At 72.7% G+C, this 14509-nt stretch carries 12 protein-coding genes and 1 pseudogene; 5 read left to right on the top strand and 8 right to left on the bottom strand.

Annotation, left to right across the window (positions count from 1 at the left end; translation table 11 throughout):
* Nucleotides 1–14: 14 nt before the first annotated feature.
* Complete coding sequence (locus ACFY2Z_RS22960) at nt 15–1226, top strand: MFS transporter (protein WP_390746015.1); 1212 nt, start codon at nt 15–17, stop codon at nt 1224–1226.
* Here ACFY2Z_RS22960 and ACFY2Z_RS22955 read toward each other — a convergent pair.
* Nucleotides 1186–1643: pseudogene (locus ACFY2Z_RS22955) on the bottom strand (acyl-CoA thioesterase). The gene ACFY2Z_RS22960 and the pseudogene ACFY2Z_RS22955 sit on opposite strands and share 41 nt — an antisense overlap.
* Nucleotides 1644–1800: 157 nt before the next feature.
* Between ACFY2Z_RS22955 and ACFY2Z_RS22950 the strand changes: the two are divergent.
* Nucleotides 1801–1926 carry a hypothetical protein gene (locus ACFY2Z_RS22950; protein ID WP_390745952.1) on the top strand — a complete coding sequence of 42 codons (126 nt, stop codon included), beginning with the start codon at nt 1801–1803 and terminating at the stop codon, nt 1924–1926.
* 202 nt (nt 1927–2128) lie between these two features.
* On the opposite strand, the gene ACFY2Z_RS22945 is transcribed toward ACFY2Z_RS22950, so the two are convergent.
* Nucleotides 2129–3403, bottom strand: a complete 1275-nt coding sequence (locus ACFY2Z_RS22945) for an alginate lyase family protein (protein WP_390745951.1) — start codon at nt 3401–3403, stop codon at nt 2129–2131.
* Nucleotides 3404–3525: 122 nt separating this feature from the next.
* Here ACFY2Z_RS22945 and ACFY2Z_RS22940 point away from each other — a divergent pair, with 122 nt between their 5' ends.
* The 3 genes from ACFY2Z_RS22940 (at nt 3526) to ACFY2Z_RS22930 (ending at nt 6787) form a co-directional block, all read left to right on the top strand.
* Nucleotides 3526–4926 carry a uracil-xanthine permease family protein gene (locus ACFY2Z_RS22940; RefSeq protein ID WP_390745950.1) on the top strand — a complete coding sequence of 467 codons (1401 nt, stop codon included), beginning with the start codon at nt 3526–3528 and terminating at the stop codon, nt 4924–4926.
* Between the two features lie 165 nt (nt 4927–5091).
* On the top strand, nt 5092–5766 hold the full coding sequence (locus ACFY2Z_RS22935; protein WP_390745949.1) for a DUF5995 family protein: 675 nt from the start codon (nt 5092–5094) through the stop codon (nt 5764–5766).
* A 91-nt stretch (nt 5767–5857) separates the two neighbouring features.
* The gene (locus tag ACFY2Z_RS22930; protein WP_390745948.1) at nt 5858–6787 is read left to right on the top strand and encodes an LLM class F420-dependent oxidoreductase; all 930 of its coding nucleotides are present in this window, start codon (nt 5858–5860) and stop codon (nt 6785–6787) included.
* Between the two features lie 56 nt (nt 6788–6843).
* Here the strand turns inward: ACFY2Z_RS22930 and ACFY2Z_RS22925 are convergent, their stop codons facing one another.
* The 6 genes from ACFY2Z_RS22925 to ACFY2Z_RS22900 all read right to left on the bottom strand — a co-directional run bounded on the left by ACFY2Z_RS22925 (nt 6844) and on the right by ACFY2Z_RS22900 (nt 14458).
* Nucleotides 6844–8556, bottom strand: a complete 1713-nt coding sequence (locus tag ACFY2Z_RS22925; RefSeq protein ID WP_390745947.1) for a flavin monoamine oxidase family protein — start codon at nt 8554–8556, stop codon at nt 6844–6846.
* Between the two features lie 54 nt (nt 8557–8610).
* Complete coding sequence (locus ACFY2Z_RS22920; RefSeq protein WP_390745946.1) at nt 8611–9399, bottom strand: carbon-nitrogen hydrolase family protein; 789 nt, start codon at nt 9397–9399, stop codon at nt 8611–8613.
* A 227-nt stretch (nt 9400–9626) separates the two neighbouring features.
* Complete coding sequence (locus ACFY2Z_RS22915) at nt 9627–10010, bottom strand: DUF742 domain-containing protein (protein ID WP_390745945.1); 384 nt, start codon at nt 10008–10010, stop codon at nt 9627–9629.
* Between the two features lie 6 nt (nt 10011–10016).
* On the bottom strand, nt 10017–10466 hold the full coding sequence (locus ACFY2Z_RS22910) for a roadblock/LC7 domain-containing protein (RefSeq protein WP_390745944.1): 450 nt from the start codon (nt 10464–10466) through the stop codon (nt 10017–10019).
* Nucleotides 10456–12852 carry a nitrate- and nitrite sensing domain-containing protein gene (locus tag ACFY2Z_RS22905; protein WP_390745943.1) on the bottom strand — a complete coding sequence of 799 codons (2397 nt, stop codon included), beginning with the start codon at nt 12850–12852 and terminating at the stop codon, nt 10456–10458. The genes ACFY2Z_RS22910 and ACFY2Z_RS22905 overlap by 11 nt, the downstream gene beginning before the upstream one ends.
* Nucleotides 12853–12991: 139 nt before the next feature.
* Nucleotides 12992–14458, bottom strand: coding sequence for an HAD-IA family hydrolase (locus tag ACFY2Z_RS22900; protein WP_390745942.1), 1467 nt, complete (start codon nt 14456–14458; stop codon nt 12992–12994).
* Between the last annotated feature and the right edge of the window lie 51 nt (nt 14459–14509).

Below are 14509 nucleotides of genomic sequence, written 5' to 3'. Positions count from 1 at the left end.
CGAGAATGAGCGTGATGACCGGCAGGGGCTACGACCAGCGCGAGGTGAGGCGCGCCCGGTACGCCGTGGCCGCCGTGTTCGCCGTGCACGGCGCCGTCACCGGCTCCTTCGCGACCCGGGTGCCCTGGATCCAGGACCATGCCTCGCTCAGCGCCGGCCAGCTGGGGCTGGCGCTGGCGTTCCCCGCACTCGGAGCATCGGCCGCGATGCCGCTCGCGGGCCGGATCACCCACCGCTTCGGCGCCCGCAACGCCCTGCGCGGTCTGCTCGCCCTGTGGACGCTGTCCCTGGTCCTGCCGTCCCTCTCCCCGAACCTCCTCACCCTGTGCCCGGCGCTGTTCGTCTACGGCGCCTCGGCGGGCATGGCGGACGTCGCGATGAACGCCCTCGGCGTGGAGGTGGAGAACCGGCTCGGCCGGTCGATCATGTCCGGTCTGCACGGCATGTGGAGCGGGGGCGCCCTGCTGGGCTCCGCCGCCGGTACCCTCGCCGCGCACCTCGGCTCGGACGCCCGGGTGCATCACGCCGTCGCGGCCGCCGTGCTGACCATGCTGGGGCTGGTCGCCTGCACCTGGGTGCTCGACCTCCAGGCCGCCGAGGACGAGGAGCCGCCGCCCCGGTTCGCGCTGCCGCCGAAGTCGGCGCTGCTGATCGGTGCCATCGGGTTCTGCGCGGTGTTCGCGGAGGGAGCGAGTCTGGACTGGTCCGCCGTGTATCTGCGGCACGAGCTGGCCACCTCCGCCGGGCTCGCGGCCGCGTGCACGACGGGCTTCACCCTCACCATGGCCGTCGCCCGGCTCGCGGGCGACAGGGTGGTGGACCGTTTCGGCTCGGTGCGCACGGTCCGGGCGAGCGGTGTCCTGGCCGTCCTCGGTGGTCTGCTGATCGTCGGCGCGGGCCGTCCGGCGGTGGCGATGGCCGGGTTCGCGCTGATGGGCCTCGGTATCGCGGTCGTCGTGCCCCTGTGCTTCGCGGCGGCGGGCCGCAGCGGGCCGAACCCCAGCCAGGCCATCGCCGGCGTCGCGACCATCACCTATACCTCGGGGCTGGTGGCGCCGAGCGCGATCGGCGGACTGGCCCAGGCGACCAGTCTCGTGGTGTCGTTCGGCCTGGTGACGGTGCTGGCCTGCGGGCTCGCCGCGTTCGCGGGGGTGCTGCGCGCGGGCGAGCGGGACCGTCCGGGGGTCAGTCGGCCGGACGCAGCAGTTCCCGGCCCGCGACCCTGAACCGCTCGCTCCACGACGTGGGGCGCAGCGTCGTCGCGTCGAGCCGGACGAGGACCCGGGTGCCGTGCGCGTACGTCACCGCTCCGTCGGCCGAGCAGAACCGGAACCCGTAGGTGAGACCGGTGTTCCCGAGCCGCTCCAGCCACAGGTGCACGGCGTACCCGCCCGGCTTGGTCACGGGGGCCTCGTAGCTGATCCGCAGTCCTTGACGGCGTTGCAGAAGTCGCCCGCGGCCTCCCAGTCCCCGTCGAAGACCCAGCCCAGCTCGTGCCACAGCGCCGACCAGGCCCGCTCGACCATGACCGGATAGCGGGCGTTGTGGAGCAGTCCGAGCGCGTCCAGGTCGTCGAAGTGGACGGTGACGGGGATCAGCCGACCGTACGACAGGGCGGGCGCGGCCTGGGCTTCGACGGTCACGGGCAGGGCTCCAGACGTTCCTGGTGAGGCGCTCGCGACGCTGCGGCGCTTGACCCGCCCATGGTAAGCGGTCGCTCAGCCGACTCCCTGCGTGGGGCTGGTTGATGCTGCTGAGCGAGGGGGCCTTGGCCCAGATGCTCTTGGCGGCGGCCAGCCGGTGTCCGACGGCGTCGAGGACATCGCCGAGGCCTCCCGCGCCGCGAAGGCGGCGGCCAGGTGCTTCGAGTGCTTCCTCGCCGGCACCAAGGTCCTGATGGCCGACGGGTCGACGAAGAACATATAGACCGCGTTCCCCAGGCCGCCGGCCTGAGCTTCGAGGGACGCCCGGGACTACGCGAACGTAGGTGCAACCTTCGGGTGGCGGTCGCTCGGGTTGTTCGCGCCCGGCAATGAGGGAGCCAGGGTGGGTCCGCACATGGACGCGGACCCACCCTGGCTTCGTGACCTGGCGTGCCGGCGAGGCGGGGAACACTCCCCCGGCAGGCTCAGCCCGCGATCGAGTCCAGTTGCTCGGCCGCGGGGCGCAGGGCCCACAGATCGCCGCCGGGCGGGGGCTCCAGCAGGTGTACGGCCTGCCCGGCCCGGGCGTCGCCCGCGTCCGCGGCCGCGTGCACCACGTCGGTCGCCGCGTACCGGTGGAACTCCAGCTCCGGACGGGTCCAGGAGGCGGCGCCGGTGGCGGCGGGCAGCAGGTAGTCGACGGCCTTGAACAGGCTCTGTCCGTCCGGGCCCCGGTAGGACCACAGGTCCACGCCGACATGCCGGCCGATGGCCGCGAGCCGGGTGTAGGCGACCAGGTCGAAGGTCGAGTAGTGCCAGCTGCGCGTCCGGGCCAGTTCCTGCGGCTGGCTGCCGTCCCCCGCTATCTGTGTGTCGATGCGCGCGGTGCGCGCGGCGAGGACGGTCCGCCGGGCGAGGTCCTTGTCGCCGGTGGCGTAGGCGAGGGCGGCGAGCTGCATGTCGTAGAAGGTGCCGTGGTTGTTCTGGGCGGCCCCCTCCTCCTTGCCGAAGGCGCTGTCCGCCAGCCAGTTCCGGAAGGCGACGTTCCAGTCTTGCATCGCGGTCCGGTCCGCCCTGGACCAGCCCGGAGCGCCGGTGTCCAGCAGGGCGATCGCGTCGAGGACGCTGGTGTAGGACTGCGAGAAGTCGATGATGCCGATGGCGCGGCCGTCGTACTTGCACGGGATGAACTGCCCGTGGTCCAGATCGGGATTCATCCGGGTCGCCGGGTCGAGGAACCAGGTGCGCATGACCTGGGCGGCCTTCTGGGCGTACTGTTTCTTCCCGGTGTAGTACCAGGCCAGCGAGAGGTCGTAGGACGAGTCGAAGACCTTCTCCACGTCCTGGCGGTCCGTCCCGCTGTCGACGTCCGGGTTGCGCTGCCCGTCACGCTGCGCATAGGGGCAGCCCCACGGGTTGTCCGCGGTCTTCGGCTGCGTGGGCCACCAGTAGGGAGCCTGGCTGAGGTACTCGTGGACGTCCCCGCCGGGTGCGGGCCTCGGCTTGTCGACGACCGTCCACGGCCCCTGCCCCAGCCAGGCGTCGGCGCGCGCGGTCAGATCCTTGAGTGCACCGCGCAGCCGGGCGTCCCCGTGGTCGAGCCGGACTCTGGTCTGCTGCAGCCGGGTGCCGTCGAGCACAGCGGTCGCGGGGACTTTCGGTGCCGCGTGGGCGGAGGCGGTGGGTGCCCCCGCGATCGCCACGGCCGCGAAGGCGGTCGCCGCGGCGAGCAGGGCGGCCAGCCGGGATCGAGCACTCATCAAAGCTCCGATCATGTACGTGAACGCAGTTCATGAGTGGGACCGTGTGAGCGTAGGACCCGCTGGTGCCCCTGACAATGGTTCGGACAGTTCTTCACGTACAGAGAAAGAGAAGCTTCACCATGGACCTCGGCGTGCGCTGGAAGCTGCACGGTGACGGGCGTACGCCCGCGCCCGGAGCGGTCGTCCGCCCCGACGAACGGCTTTCCTGGCCCCGTACGATCGGGCTCGGCGCCCAGCATGTCGTGGCCATGTTCGGCGCGAGTTTTGTCGCGCCCGTGCTCATGGGGCTGGACCCCAACCTCGCGATCATGATGTCGGGCGTCGCGACCGTGATCTTCCTGCTGGCCACCCGCGGCCGGGTGCCTAGCTATCTCGGCTGCTCCCTGTCCTTCGTGGGGGTCGCCGCGGTGATCCGGGCGCAGGGCGGCACCAGTGCCACCGTGACCGGCGCCGTGTTCGTGGTGGGCATCGCGCTGTTCCTGGTGGGTCTCGCGGTCCAGCGGTTCGGGGCGCGGATCATCCACGCGGCGATGCCGCCGATCGTGACCGGCGCGGTCGTCATGCTGATCGGGTTCAACCTCGCGCCGGTCACCGCGTCGACGTACTGGCCGCAGGACCAGTGGACCGCGCTGCTGGTGATGCTGTTCACCGGGCTCGCCGTGGTGTGCCTGCGCGGCTTCTGGTCCCGGATCGCGATCTTCCTGGGCCTGCTCTTCGGCTACGGGATCTCATGGGCCTTCGACCGGGTCCTCGGAAAGATCCACTCGGTGGACGCGAGCGGCAAGCTCACCGCCCACTGGCGCCTGGACCTGTCCGGGGTCGGCAAGGCGGACTGGATCGGCCTGCCCCACTTCCACGGTCCGTCCTTCCAGTGGTCCGCCGTCCTGGTCGCCCTGCCCGTGGTGATCGCCCTGGTCGCGGAGAACGCCGGGCACGTCAAGGCGGTCGGCGAGATGACCGGTGACGCGCTGGACGACAAGCTGGGCACCGCGATCTCCGCGGACGGCGTCGCCTCCATGCTCTCCACCGCGGTCGGCGGCCCGCCCAACACGACGTACTCCGAGAACATCGGCGTGATGGCGGCCACCCGTGTCTACTCGACCGCCGCCTACTGGGCCGCGGCCGGCTTCGCCCTGCTCTTCGGCGTCTGCCCCAAGTTCGGTGCGATCGTGGCCGCGATACCCGGCGGAGTGCTCGGCGGCATCACCGTCATCCTGTACGGCATGATCGGCCTGCTCGGCGCGCAGATCTGGATCAGTTCCAAGGTCGACCTGCGCAACCCGCTGAACCTGGTGCCGGCCGCCGCGGGCATCATCATCGGCGTCGGTAACGTCAGCCTGAAGTTCACCGACCACTTCTCGCTGAGCGGCATCGCCCTGGGCACGCTGGTCGTCATCACCGGCTACCACGCGCTGCGGGCGCTGGCCCCCGCCCATCTGAAGACCCAGGAACCGCTGCTGGACTCGGGCACCTCCGCGTACGACGAGGAGAGCGCCGAGGGCGACGGCGCCAGGCCCTAGGTGGCGTGCGACGCGCGCACGCCGGCTCGTGGAGCGCAGCACGAGAGCACGCCCGTCCGTGGACGCCCTCCGTCCCCCTGACGGCCGACGGAGGGCATCCCCCGTTCCGGGGAAGCCCGCGGGCCGCGGCTGCTCCGGTCGGCCCAGGGCTGTCACCCTGCCCCCATGGTGCGGTTGGAGCAGTTCACGACCGGGGTGGACACGGTCGTCTCACGGATGCGCGCGCTCGACGGAGCCTGGCCGGAGCGCGACGGCGTCGCGGTCTTCAACCGCGTCTATCTCGCCGTCACCCGGGAGGTCGACCGCCGTCTGGACGGCGGGTACTTCCGGGACCGCCGAGGGGTGATCGCACTGGACGTCCGGTTCGCCGAGCGGTATCTGGCCGTGGCCGAGGAGGGGCCGCTGCCCGCCTGCTGGCGGCCGCTGTTCCAGCTGCGGCGCCATCCGGGCGTACGGCCGCTGCAGTTCGCGCTGGCCGGGATCAACGCCCACATCGGCCATGACCTGGCGCTCGCCGTCGTGGACACCTGCCGCACGCTCGACTGCGAACCGGCCGTTCTGGAGGACGCGTTCGAGCGGGTGGGCGACCTCCTCGTCGCACTGGAAGAGCACATCCGCGAGGACCTGATGCCCGGGCCCGATCTGCTCCAGCTCGCCGACCCGCTGACGCATCTGCTCGGCGCGTGGAGCCTGGAGCGGGCCCGGGAGGCCGCCTGGTCGGCGGCCCGCGCCCTGTGGGCGCTGCGGCATCTGCCGGACGTGGCGGAGGAGTTCGCGCACCGGCTCGACGCGGCGGTGGGATTCGCGAGCCGGATGCTGCTCACACCCCTGCCGCACTGATCCGGCCAGCCGCGCCTGTCGTGCCGCGACGTGCCTCCGTGACCGCTGTACGTTGATGAGGCGGCCCCTCCCAGGCGAAGGAGCGACAGGTATGGCGACCCGGCTCGGACTCGGCCTCCCCCAGAACAAGCAGTACGACATCGGGCGGGACGTGCCGGACGTCGCACGCGCCGCCGAGGCGATGGGCTACGACAGCCTGTGGGTGTACGAGCGCGCCCTGTTCCCCGAGACCACCACCCAGGGGCTCTACGGCGTGGAGGGCCTGCCCTGGCCGGACAGCTACCGCGGGGTGGCCGAGCCCCTGGTCACGCTCGCCCTCGCCGTCACCGCCACCCGGCGCGTCCGGCTCGGCACGAGCGTGCTGGTGGCGCCCCTGCACGGCCCCTTCCAACTCGCCAAGGCGCTGGCCTCGCTGGACGCGGCGAGCGGCGGCCGGGTCGTGGCGGGCCTGGGCACGGGCTGGTCCCTCGACGAGTACGCGGCGGCCGGGGTGCGCCCGTTCGAGGAGCGCGGCCGGGTCATGGACGAGATCATCGATGTCTGCCGCGCCGTCTGGGGTCCGGACCCGGTCTCCTACGAGGGCCGGCTCACGACGATCTCCTCGGCGGTGGTCGCGCCCAAGCCGGCCCGGCCGATCCCGATCCTGCTGGCGGCGACCAACGAGAAGGCACAGCGGCGGCTGGTCGACAAGGCCGACGGCTGGATCCCGGTGGCCCTCGGCGCCGAGGTGGTGGCCCGGCAGTGGCGCGCCCTGCAGGACCTGGCCGCCGAGCAGGGGCGCGTCAAGCCGCTGCAGACGGTGCTGCGCGCGAACGCCGCGTACTCGGCGAAGGCGTACCCCGGCCAGGACCGGGGGCCCTTCCAGGGCAGCGTCGACCAGATCGTGGAGGACCTGGTGGCGCACGCCGAGGTCGGCCTCGAAGAGATCCTCATCGACCTTCAGGGCTCGGTCCGGGACGCGGAGGAGCTCAAGGACGTGGCCGCGCAGGTGTACACGTCCGCACGGGCGGCCGGCGTCTGACCCGCCGCCCGTCGTCGGTTCATCGGTCCGACGGCCCGAGGATCCCTCGGTCCGGCTCAGTCCTCCGGCAGCTCCACGGGTGCGATCTCGTCGTAGACGTCGCCCGGACCGGGGTTGGTCGGGTCGGTCTCGCCGCCGAAGTGGTGCATCACGCCCCACACGGCGTTGAGCGCGGTCTGCACGGCGCCCTCGGCCCAGCCCGCCGTCCAGGAGATGTCGTCGCCGGCGAGGAAGATGCCGCGCTTGTCGGCGGGCAGCCGGTCCTGCATGAAGTGCGTGAACAGGCGCCGCTGGTAGCGGTAGTGGCCGGGCAGGTTGGCCTTGAACGCGCCCATGAAGTAGGGCTCGTTCTCCCAGGAGACGGTCACCGGGTTGCCGATGATGTGCTTCCTGATGTCGACCTTCGGGTAGATCTCGCCGAGGGACTTCAGCATGACCTCCATCCGCTCGCTCGCGGACAGCGGCAGCCACTTCAGGCTGTCGTCGCACCAGGTGTAGGACAGGCAGATGACGGCGGGCTTGTCCGGGCCGTCGTCCAGCAGATAGGTGCCGCGGGTCATCCGGTCGGTGAGCGTCATCGACATGACGTCCCGGCCCGTCGGATTTCCCTTGTCGTCGACGGCCTTGTCCAGCCAGAAGGGCCGGTCCACCGGCACGAAGAGCTTGCTGGACTCCATGTAGTGGGTGCGCTCGATGGCCGTCCAGTGGTCGATCGGGAACAGCGCGTCGTCACAGGCGATCTTGGAGAGCAGCATCCAGGACTGGGCGGTGAAGATCGCCGCCGGGTAGGTGCGGATGTCGCCGTGCGCGTCGGTGACGGTGATCCGGTTTCCGGCGGTGCGGTGCAGCCGGGTGACGGCGGGCCGGGGCTCGCCGCCCTCGTGCAGGGACTTCAGGGAGGTCCCGTGAGCCCAGTGGACGATCTTCCGGGGTTCGCGCTCCCACAGCCGCAGCGGCAGCTGCTGGGAGCCGCCGACGATGCCCCGGTGGTGGTCGTCGGCCTCGGTGTAGACGACCCGCAGGATCTCCAGGATGGAGTTCGGGAAGTCGGTGTCCCAGCCGCCGGTGCCGAAGCCCACCTGGCCGAAGATCTCGCGGTGTCGGAAGGACTTGAAGGCCTCGGAGTCGCAGAGGAAGCCGTAGAAGGTCTGGTTGTCGAGCTTCTCGACGAGCTTCGCCCAGATCTCGCGGATGCGCGGCACATCGCGCTCGCGCATCGCGCGGTTCATGTCGGAGAAGTCGGCGCCCTCCTCCAGGCAGGCGTTCCACGCGTTCGCGACGTCACGGTAGACCTGCGGCAGGTCGTCGAGCGTCTCGGCGTAGTGGCTCTCGCCCTTCAGGTCCACGACCGTCGAGGGGGTGGCCTCGGCGAGCGGGTTGGGGAACGGCGCGGTCCGGAGGCCCACCAGGTCGATGTAGTGCTGGAGTGCCGTGGAGGAGGGCGGGAAGCGCATGGCGCCCATCTCGGCGGTAAGCGAAGGGTCGCAGCCCTCGAAGCCGACGGTGCGCAGCCGGCCCCCGATCTTGTCGGCCTCGTAGACGACGGGCTTGAGGCCCATCTTCATCAGCTCGTACGCGGCCACGATGCCGGAGAGGCCACCGCCGATGACGGCGACCTCGGTGCCGTGCTCGGTCGCGGGTATCTGGCCGAGGCCCGCCGGGTGGGCGAGGAAGTCGTCGTAGGCGTAGGGGAAGTCCGGGCCGAACATGGTGATCGGCGGCTGCTGCTCGTCTGCGTGCTCGACGGCGTTGGGCACCGTGGACGTCATGGGGTACGGACTCCTTGCGCGGGAAGAACTCGAGGGGGGAGGAGGGCTGCGGGGTCAGACCAGGGACCCGTACAGGCCGGGGCGGCGGTCCTTGAGGTACGGGTTGGCCTCGCGGGAGGCGGCGAGGTGCGCGGGGTCGACATCGGCGAGGACGAGTTCCTCGACGCGGGCGGCCCGGGCGCGGGCGACCCCGTCGGGTCCGGCGAGGGTGGACAGCCCGACGAACTCGAACTCCCCTTCCTGACCGACCCGGTTGACGTAGGCGATGTACATCTGGTTCTCGAAGGCCCGCACCGGTACGAGGGACTCGGCGACGAACTGGAAGGGATGCATCTGGGCCGTGGGGACCACGAGGAGATCGGTGCCGGCCAGGGCGTGGGCGCGGACGTTCTCCGGGAACTCGACGTCGTAGCAGATCATCAGGCCGATGCGGAGGCCGTCCAGCTCGGCCTGGACGACCGGCTGGTCGCCCGGGATGAAGTGGTCGCGCTCGAAGCCGCCGAAGAGGTGGGTCTTGCGGTAGTTCGCGAGGCGGGTGCCGTCGGCGGAGATGAGCTGGGCGGCGTTGAAGACGGTGTCGCCGTCCCGCTCCGGGTAGCCGTAGGCGACGGCCAGGCCGTGCCGGGAGGCGATGTCCGCGATCGCGTCGGCGGAGTCGCCGTCGGCGGTCTCGGCGAGCCGGGCGATCGCGTCGTCGATCGCGTAGCCGGTGAGGAACATCTCCGGAGCGATCAGCAGCCGGGCCCCCGCGGCGGCGGCACGGCCCGCGGCCTCGTCGAGCACCTTGAGGTTCTCGACGACCGAGCCTGGGCGGCCGGAGCTCTGGAGCAGGGCGGTGCGCATGCGTGTTCTCCACCGGTGCGGAAGGGTTTGGGGGGCCGCTTAGACGGTACGGTCGACGCCCTCGGCCGGACAAGGAGAACCCGTTGCGCGCCGGTGCGCGAATCGTTGCGTGCACCGGGGGCCGCCCGGCGATTCGTTGCGTGCTTCCCGAGCCGCCTCACGGTCGGCGGGGCGCGGGTGGCCCGGATGCTCCGGCCCCGGCGGGGCGCGCCCGCCGGCCCCGGGGCTCACAGCTCGCGCAGCCGCTCCACGATCTCGCGCAGCAGCTCGGGGTCGGCCGCCGGGGCGCCCGCCGGCCCGGAGCGCGGCTCGTCGATGCGTACGAGTCCGGCCTCCGCGAGGTCGCCGACGAGCACCCGGACGACGGTCAGCGGCAGATCGGCGTCCGCGGCGAGTTCCACGACCGGCCGGGGGCCGCGGCGCACCAGGTCGAGCAGGGACGCCCGGGCATGGTCGACGTCCCCGCGCAGGTCCTCCGTGTCCAGGGCGGTGATCCGCGACATCAGGTCGACGGTGTGCCGGTGCGAGGGGCGGGTACGCCCCCGCGTCACCATGTACGGGCGCACCATCGGCCCGGTCTCGTCCTCGTACCAGTGGTCGTCGTCGGGCACGGCGGGTCAGGAGCCGGCCGGGCCCGTGGCCGTCCGCACGGCGGCGTCCATATGGCGGCCGACCCGCCGGACGAGCAGCGCCATCTCGTGCGCCAGCTGTCCGACGTCGGTGCGGGCCTCGCTCAGTACGGCCATCCGGGTGCCGGCCCCGGCCGGGGTGATGAACAGGTACGCGTCGTCGAGCATCACCATGGTCTGCCGGACGTTCCCGCCGCCGAACCGCTCCCCTGCCGAGGCGGCCAGGCTGTGGAAGCCGGAGGAGACGGCGGCGAGGTGCTCGATGTCCCGCCGGGGCATGCCCTCCGAGCGGCTCAGCGGCAGGCCGTCCGCGGTCAGCAGCACGGCCTGGCGCACATGGTCGGTTCTGGCCACGAGATCGTCGAGCAGCCAGCCCAGATCGGTGCCGGGCTGCTGCTCGGCCTCGTCGGAGTGCTCGGGGCTCTGGTCACGGCGCATCGTCGGCGTCCGTCCCTTCCTCGGTGTCGGTTCGCTCCGTGGGGGGCTCGTGGGGGCCGGTGTCGCTGGGGATGCCCATCCGGCCGCGGCTCAGGCCGCGCTGGTAGGCACCGAAGATCGCCCGTACCTCCTCGGCGCTCACCTCACGCCCCGGGGCCTCCTCGGCGGCCGGGGCATCGGTGCGCAGTCCGGGGGCGAGCGAGCTCTGCCGGATCCGGGTGGGCAGGGTGGGGGCGGCGGAGCCGGGACGGCCGGGGGCCGGGGCGTCGGGGCCCGTCCCACCGGTGCCCGGGGCGTCCGCGCCCGCACCGTCGGAGGCCTCGCGCGCGGGCCGCCGCTCCGGCTCCGGTGCCCGCTCCCGGGTGAGCACCGCCGTCCTCCCCCGTACGGGCAGCGCCAGCACGGGCGCGTCCTCCCGCCGGGCCGGAGCGCCGGGCGGCAGGGGCGCCTCGTCCGGCGCGGCCGGAGTCCCGGCCTCCACCTCGGCCAGAACCGCGGCCGGCAGCAGCACCACCGCCGTCGTACCGCCGTACGGCGACCGGGTCAGGGTGACCTCGATGCCGTGCCGGGCGGCGAGCCGGCCCACCACGTACAGGCCCAGCCGGTCGTGGCGGGTCGGGTCGAAGTCGTCGGGCCGGGTGAGCGTGCGGTGGGCCGCGTCGAGCTGGTCGGGGCCGAGACCGAGGCCGCGGTCGTCGATCTCCAGGACGAAGTCGCCGCGGACGCGGTCGGTGCGCAGGGTGACCCGGGTGTGGGGCGGCGAGAACACGGTGGCGTTCTCGAGGAGCTCGGCGAGCAGATGCACGACGTCGGCGACGGCGTCCGCCGCGATCCCGACCTCCGGCATCGGCGGGACCACGACCCGCGCGTAGTCCTCGATCTCGCTCACCGCGGACGACACCACGTCGGCGACGGGCACGGGCCGCCGCCAGCGGCGGCCGGGCGCCGCACCGGAGAGGATGATCAGGCTCTCCGCGTTGCGCCGCATACGGGTGGTCAGGTGGTCGATCCGGAACAGCTCCTCCAGGGCGTCCGGGTCGTCCGTACGCCTCTCCAGCGTGTCGACCAGCTTCAACTGGCGGTGGACGAGCGCCTGGTTGCGCCGCGCGATGTTGAGCAGCACGGCGAAGAGCCCGCTCCTGAGCATGGCCTGCTTCACGGCCGCCTCGACGGCCGCGCGACGGGCGGCGTTGAAGGCCCGGCCGACCTGCCCGATCTCGTCGGAGCTCGCCTCGCCCTCGGCCAGCGGCGGCGCCGCCACCTGGGCGTCCACCTCCTCGCCCGCGCTCAACCGTTCCATGACCTCGGGCAGTTGCCGCGTCGTCAGCAGGTCGGCGGCGTCCCGCAGGGTCTCCAGTCGGCGCGAGATCCGCCGGGCGCCGCGCACCGCCAGCCAGAGCGACAGACCCATGGCTGCCAGTCCGACCACCGCGACGACGGCGGCCTTGGCCAGCTCCCGGTAGGCGAACGCCGTCCCGCGTGCGGCCGAGTTCTTGGCCGCCTGGGTGCACAGCAGCATGTAGCGCTGCACGGCCCGGTCGGTGGTCGTCCGCCAGGAGTCGGCCGCGACCGCCCGGCCCGCGCCGGTGGCGCCCGCCCGCAGCAGGGCGTCCTCGCCCGCGGTCAGGGCCCGGTGCACATCGTCGCGCCGGAACCGCTCGAAGAGGGTCCGTGAGTCGGACGGCAGGGCGGGGACATAGGTACGCTCGAACACCCGGCGGTCCTCGACGGTGGCCGCGAGCATCTCGTACTGACCGCCCGTCAGCCGCCCCGCGGCGCGTGCCCCGGCGACGAGCGCGTCCTCCCGGGAGACGAACTCCCGTACCCGGACCAGCTCGCTGACGGTCTGCGCCTCCCGCGCGAGGCGGCCGGCCTGGAGCGCGGTGAGGGCGGACTGGACCTCGAAGTCGGGTTCCACGAGGGCGCTGTACTCGGACACCGCGCCGTCCCAGGAGATACGGCCCGACAGCACCCGCTCCCGCAGTCGCTCCAGCTTGTCCGCGGCGGCGAGCGCGGAGTCGAGTGCCCGCTGCTGCCCGGCGGACAGCCGGCTGCGGTCCGCGCCCTGGATCACCGTGCGCATGGCGTTCACGGCCCGGTCGGTGCGGCGCTGCTGCTCCAGCAGATCGAGGGCCGCTCCGTTGCGGTGGCCCCCGCCCAGATACGCGGCGGCGAGCCGCCGCTCGATCTGGATCTGGCCGGTCGCCGTGTCGACGGGCGTGCCGAAGTCCTCGTAGACGCCCTGGAGCCGGACCAGTGCCCGGAGTTCACCGGTCACCGACACCATGGCGAAGCTCCACAGGATCAGCAGGGCGATCGCCGGAGCCAGTGAGAGCGCCACGATCCGCGTGCGAACCGTGGTGGGACGGCCGAAGGGCCAACGCATGGTCTCCCCCGGGGGAACAGGACGGTCGGGTGCCTGGCGGGACTCGGGTGACCTGCAGGTATTACCCGCCGGTAGTGAACGCGCCACAACCTACGGGAAGGACCACGCCACCGCAATGGTTGCCCGGGGTAACGCGGAGTCAGAGCCTCCGGGACACGGCGAAGGTGGTGACGACCGCCGCGTGGTCCGAGGGCCAGTCGTTGCCGGCGACGTCGGGCCAGGCGCTGGGGGTGCCGGTGACCACGGTGCGGGAGTCGAGCACCGTGAGGCCCCGGTGCAGCACGAAGTCGATGCGGTCCTGCGGTTCGGGGCGCCCGCTGCCGTCCTCGTGCAGAGGGTGGATCGGGGACCAGGTGTGGCCCGGGTCGCGGACCGGGTCCGGGTGCGCCGCACGGTAGGAGTCGCACAGGCCCGCCTCCTCGGCGGCCCGGGTCACCGGCCAGGCGACGTCCGGCCAGTCCAGGTGCGAGGGGCAGTTGAAGTCGCCGGTCAGCACGACCGGCACACCGTCGTCGGCCGACTCGTCGATCCGCCGCAGGGTGTCCCGCATCTGTGCGAGCCGCACCTCCTCATGGGCGATCAGCTCGGCCTCCGGCAGTCCGTCGAAGACGGACTCGTAGGGCCCGTACGGCGTGTAGTCCAGGTGGGCCGTCCAGACGTCGACCTCGCACCCCGGGGCGACGCGCACCCTGACGCCCGCCGCGCCGTAGAAGCCCACCTCCGGGTCGCCGAAGCGGCCGGTGACCGGGTACCGGCTGATGACGCCGAGGTTCTCCCCGGCCCGGTGGTGGTACCAGCCGAGCGCCTCGGCCAGCTCCTGGGCTGCCGTGCCGGCCGTCTCCTGGAGGCCCACCACATCGGCCCCCGTCTCCAGGACGGTCTTGAGCTGCTTGGCCCGGTGGTCGTCCACCATGCTGCCGCCGAGCCACAGGTTCCAGCTCATCACCCTCAGTTCGCACGACAGCAGGGACCGCAGCCGCTCGGGCGTGACCTCCTCCAGGCTGGCCAGCACGGTGCGCCCCGGGGCCGCGTCGATCGGCGCGAGCGACGGTACGGCGAGCACCGCGCAGCCCGCCGCCTCGGCGGAGGCGACCCCGGTCGGGGTGTCCTCCACGGCCACGCAGCCGGCCGGGTCCACACCCAGCGCGCGGCATGCGGCCAGGTACGGGTCGGGCGCGGGCTTGGTGTGCTCGGTGTCGTCGGCGGTGACGGAGACCGCGAAGCGTTCGGCGCCCAGCGCCTGCAGGACGGTGTCGGTGACGGCCCTGGGGGAGGCGGTCACCAGCGCGGTGGGGACGCCGTCGCGGGCGAGGGCGTCCAGCAGCCCGAGCGCGCCCGGGCGGGGCACGACCCCGTCCCGGACCCGGTCGGCGAACTCACGGTGCAGCTCCGCGGCGACATCGGCGGCCGGGGCGCCGGTGAGCGAGGCCAGCCAGTCGGCCGTGTGCTCGACGGGGCGGCCGAGCACCTCCGGCTGATCGTCGTCGTCCAGTGTCCGGCCGAGTCCGGCCGCGACCCGCTCCACCGCCTCCCACCACAGTCGCTCGGTGTCGACGAGGGTGCCGTCCATGTCGAACAGGACGGCCTGGAGCGGGAGTCGGGTCACGGTTCTCTCTTTCCTGTGTGGGGGGAGTAAGGCATGCACGGCATGCGGACG

It is taken from the genome of Streptomyces sp. NPDC001222, assembly GCF_042896945.1.
Taxonomy (GTDB): Bacteria; Actinomycetota; Actinomycetes; order Streptomycetales; family Streptomycetaceae; genus Streptomyces; species Streptomyces gibsoniae.
Note: the sequence above shows the minus strand (reverse complement) of the source record. Positions and strands in the feature narration are given on the sequence as shown.

Excerpts from the sequence above, each read along its gene's own strand:
- ACFY2Z_RS22960 (WP_390746015.1), top strand. The coding sequence starts at position 15 with ATGACCGGCAGGGGCTACGACCAGCGCGAGGTGAGGCGCGCCCGGTAC.
- ACFY2Z_RS22905 (WP_390745943.1), bottom strand. The coding sequence starts at position 12,852 with ATGCGTTGGCCCTTCGGCCGTCCCACCACGGTTCGCACGCGGATCGTG.
- ACFY2Z_RS22945 (WP_390745951.1), bottom strand. The coding sequence starts at position 3,403 with ATGAGTGCTCGATCCCGGCTGGCCGCCCTGCTCGCCGCGGCGACCGCC.
- ACFY2Z_RS22940 (WP_390745950.1), top strand. The coding sequence starts at position 3,526 with ATGGACCTCGGCGTGCGCTGGAAGCTGCACGGTGACGGGCGTACGCCC.
- ACFY2Z_RS22930 (WP_390745948.1), top strand. The coding sequence starts at position 5,858 with ATGGCGACCCGGCTCGGACTCGGCCTCCCCCAGAACAAGCAGTACGAC.
- ACFY2Z_RS22925 (WP_390745947.1), bottom strand. The coding sequence starts at position 8,556 with ATGACGTCCACGGTGCCCAACGCCGTCGAGCACGCAGACGAGCAGCAG.
- ACFY2Z_RS22935 (WP_390745949.1), top strand. The coding sequence starts at position 5,092 with ATGGTGCGGTTGGAGCAGTTCACGACCGGGGTGGACACGGTCGTCTCA.
- ACFY2Z_RS22920 (WP_390745946.1), bottom strand. The coding sequence starts at position 9,399 with ATGCGCACCGCCCTGCTCCAGAGCTCCGGCCGCCCAGGCTCGGTCGTC.
- ACFY2Z_RS22910 (WP_390745944.1), bottom strand. The coding sequence starts at position 10,466 with ATGCGCCGTGACCAGAGCCCCGAGCACTCCGACGAGGCCGAGCAGCAG.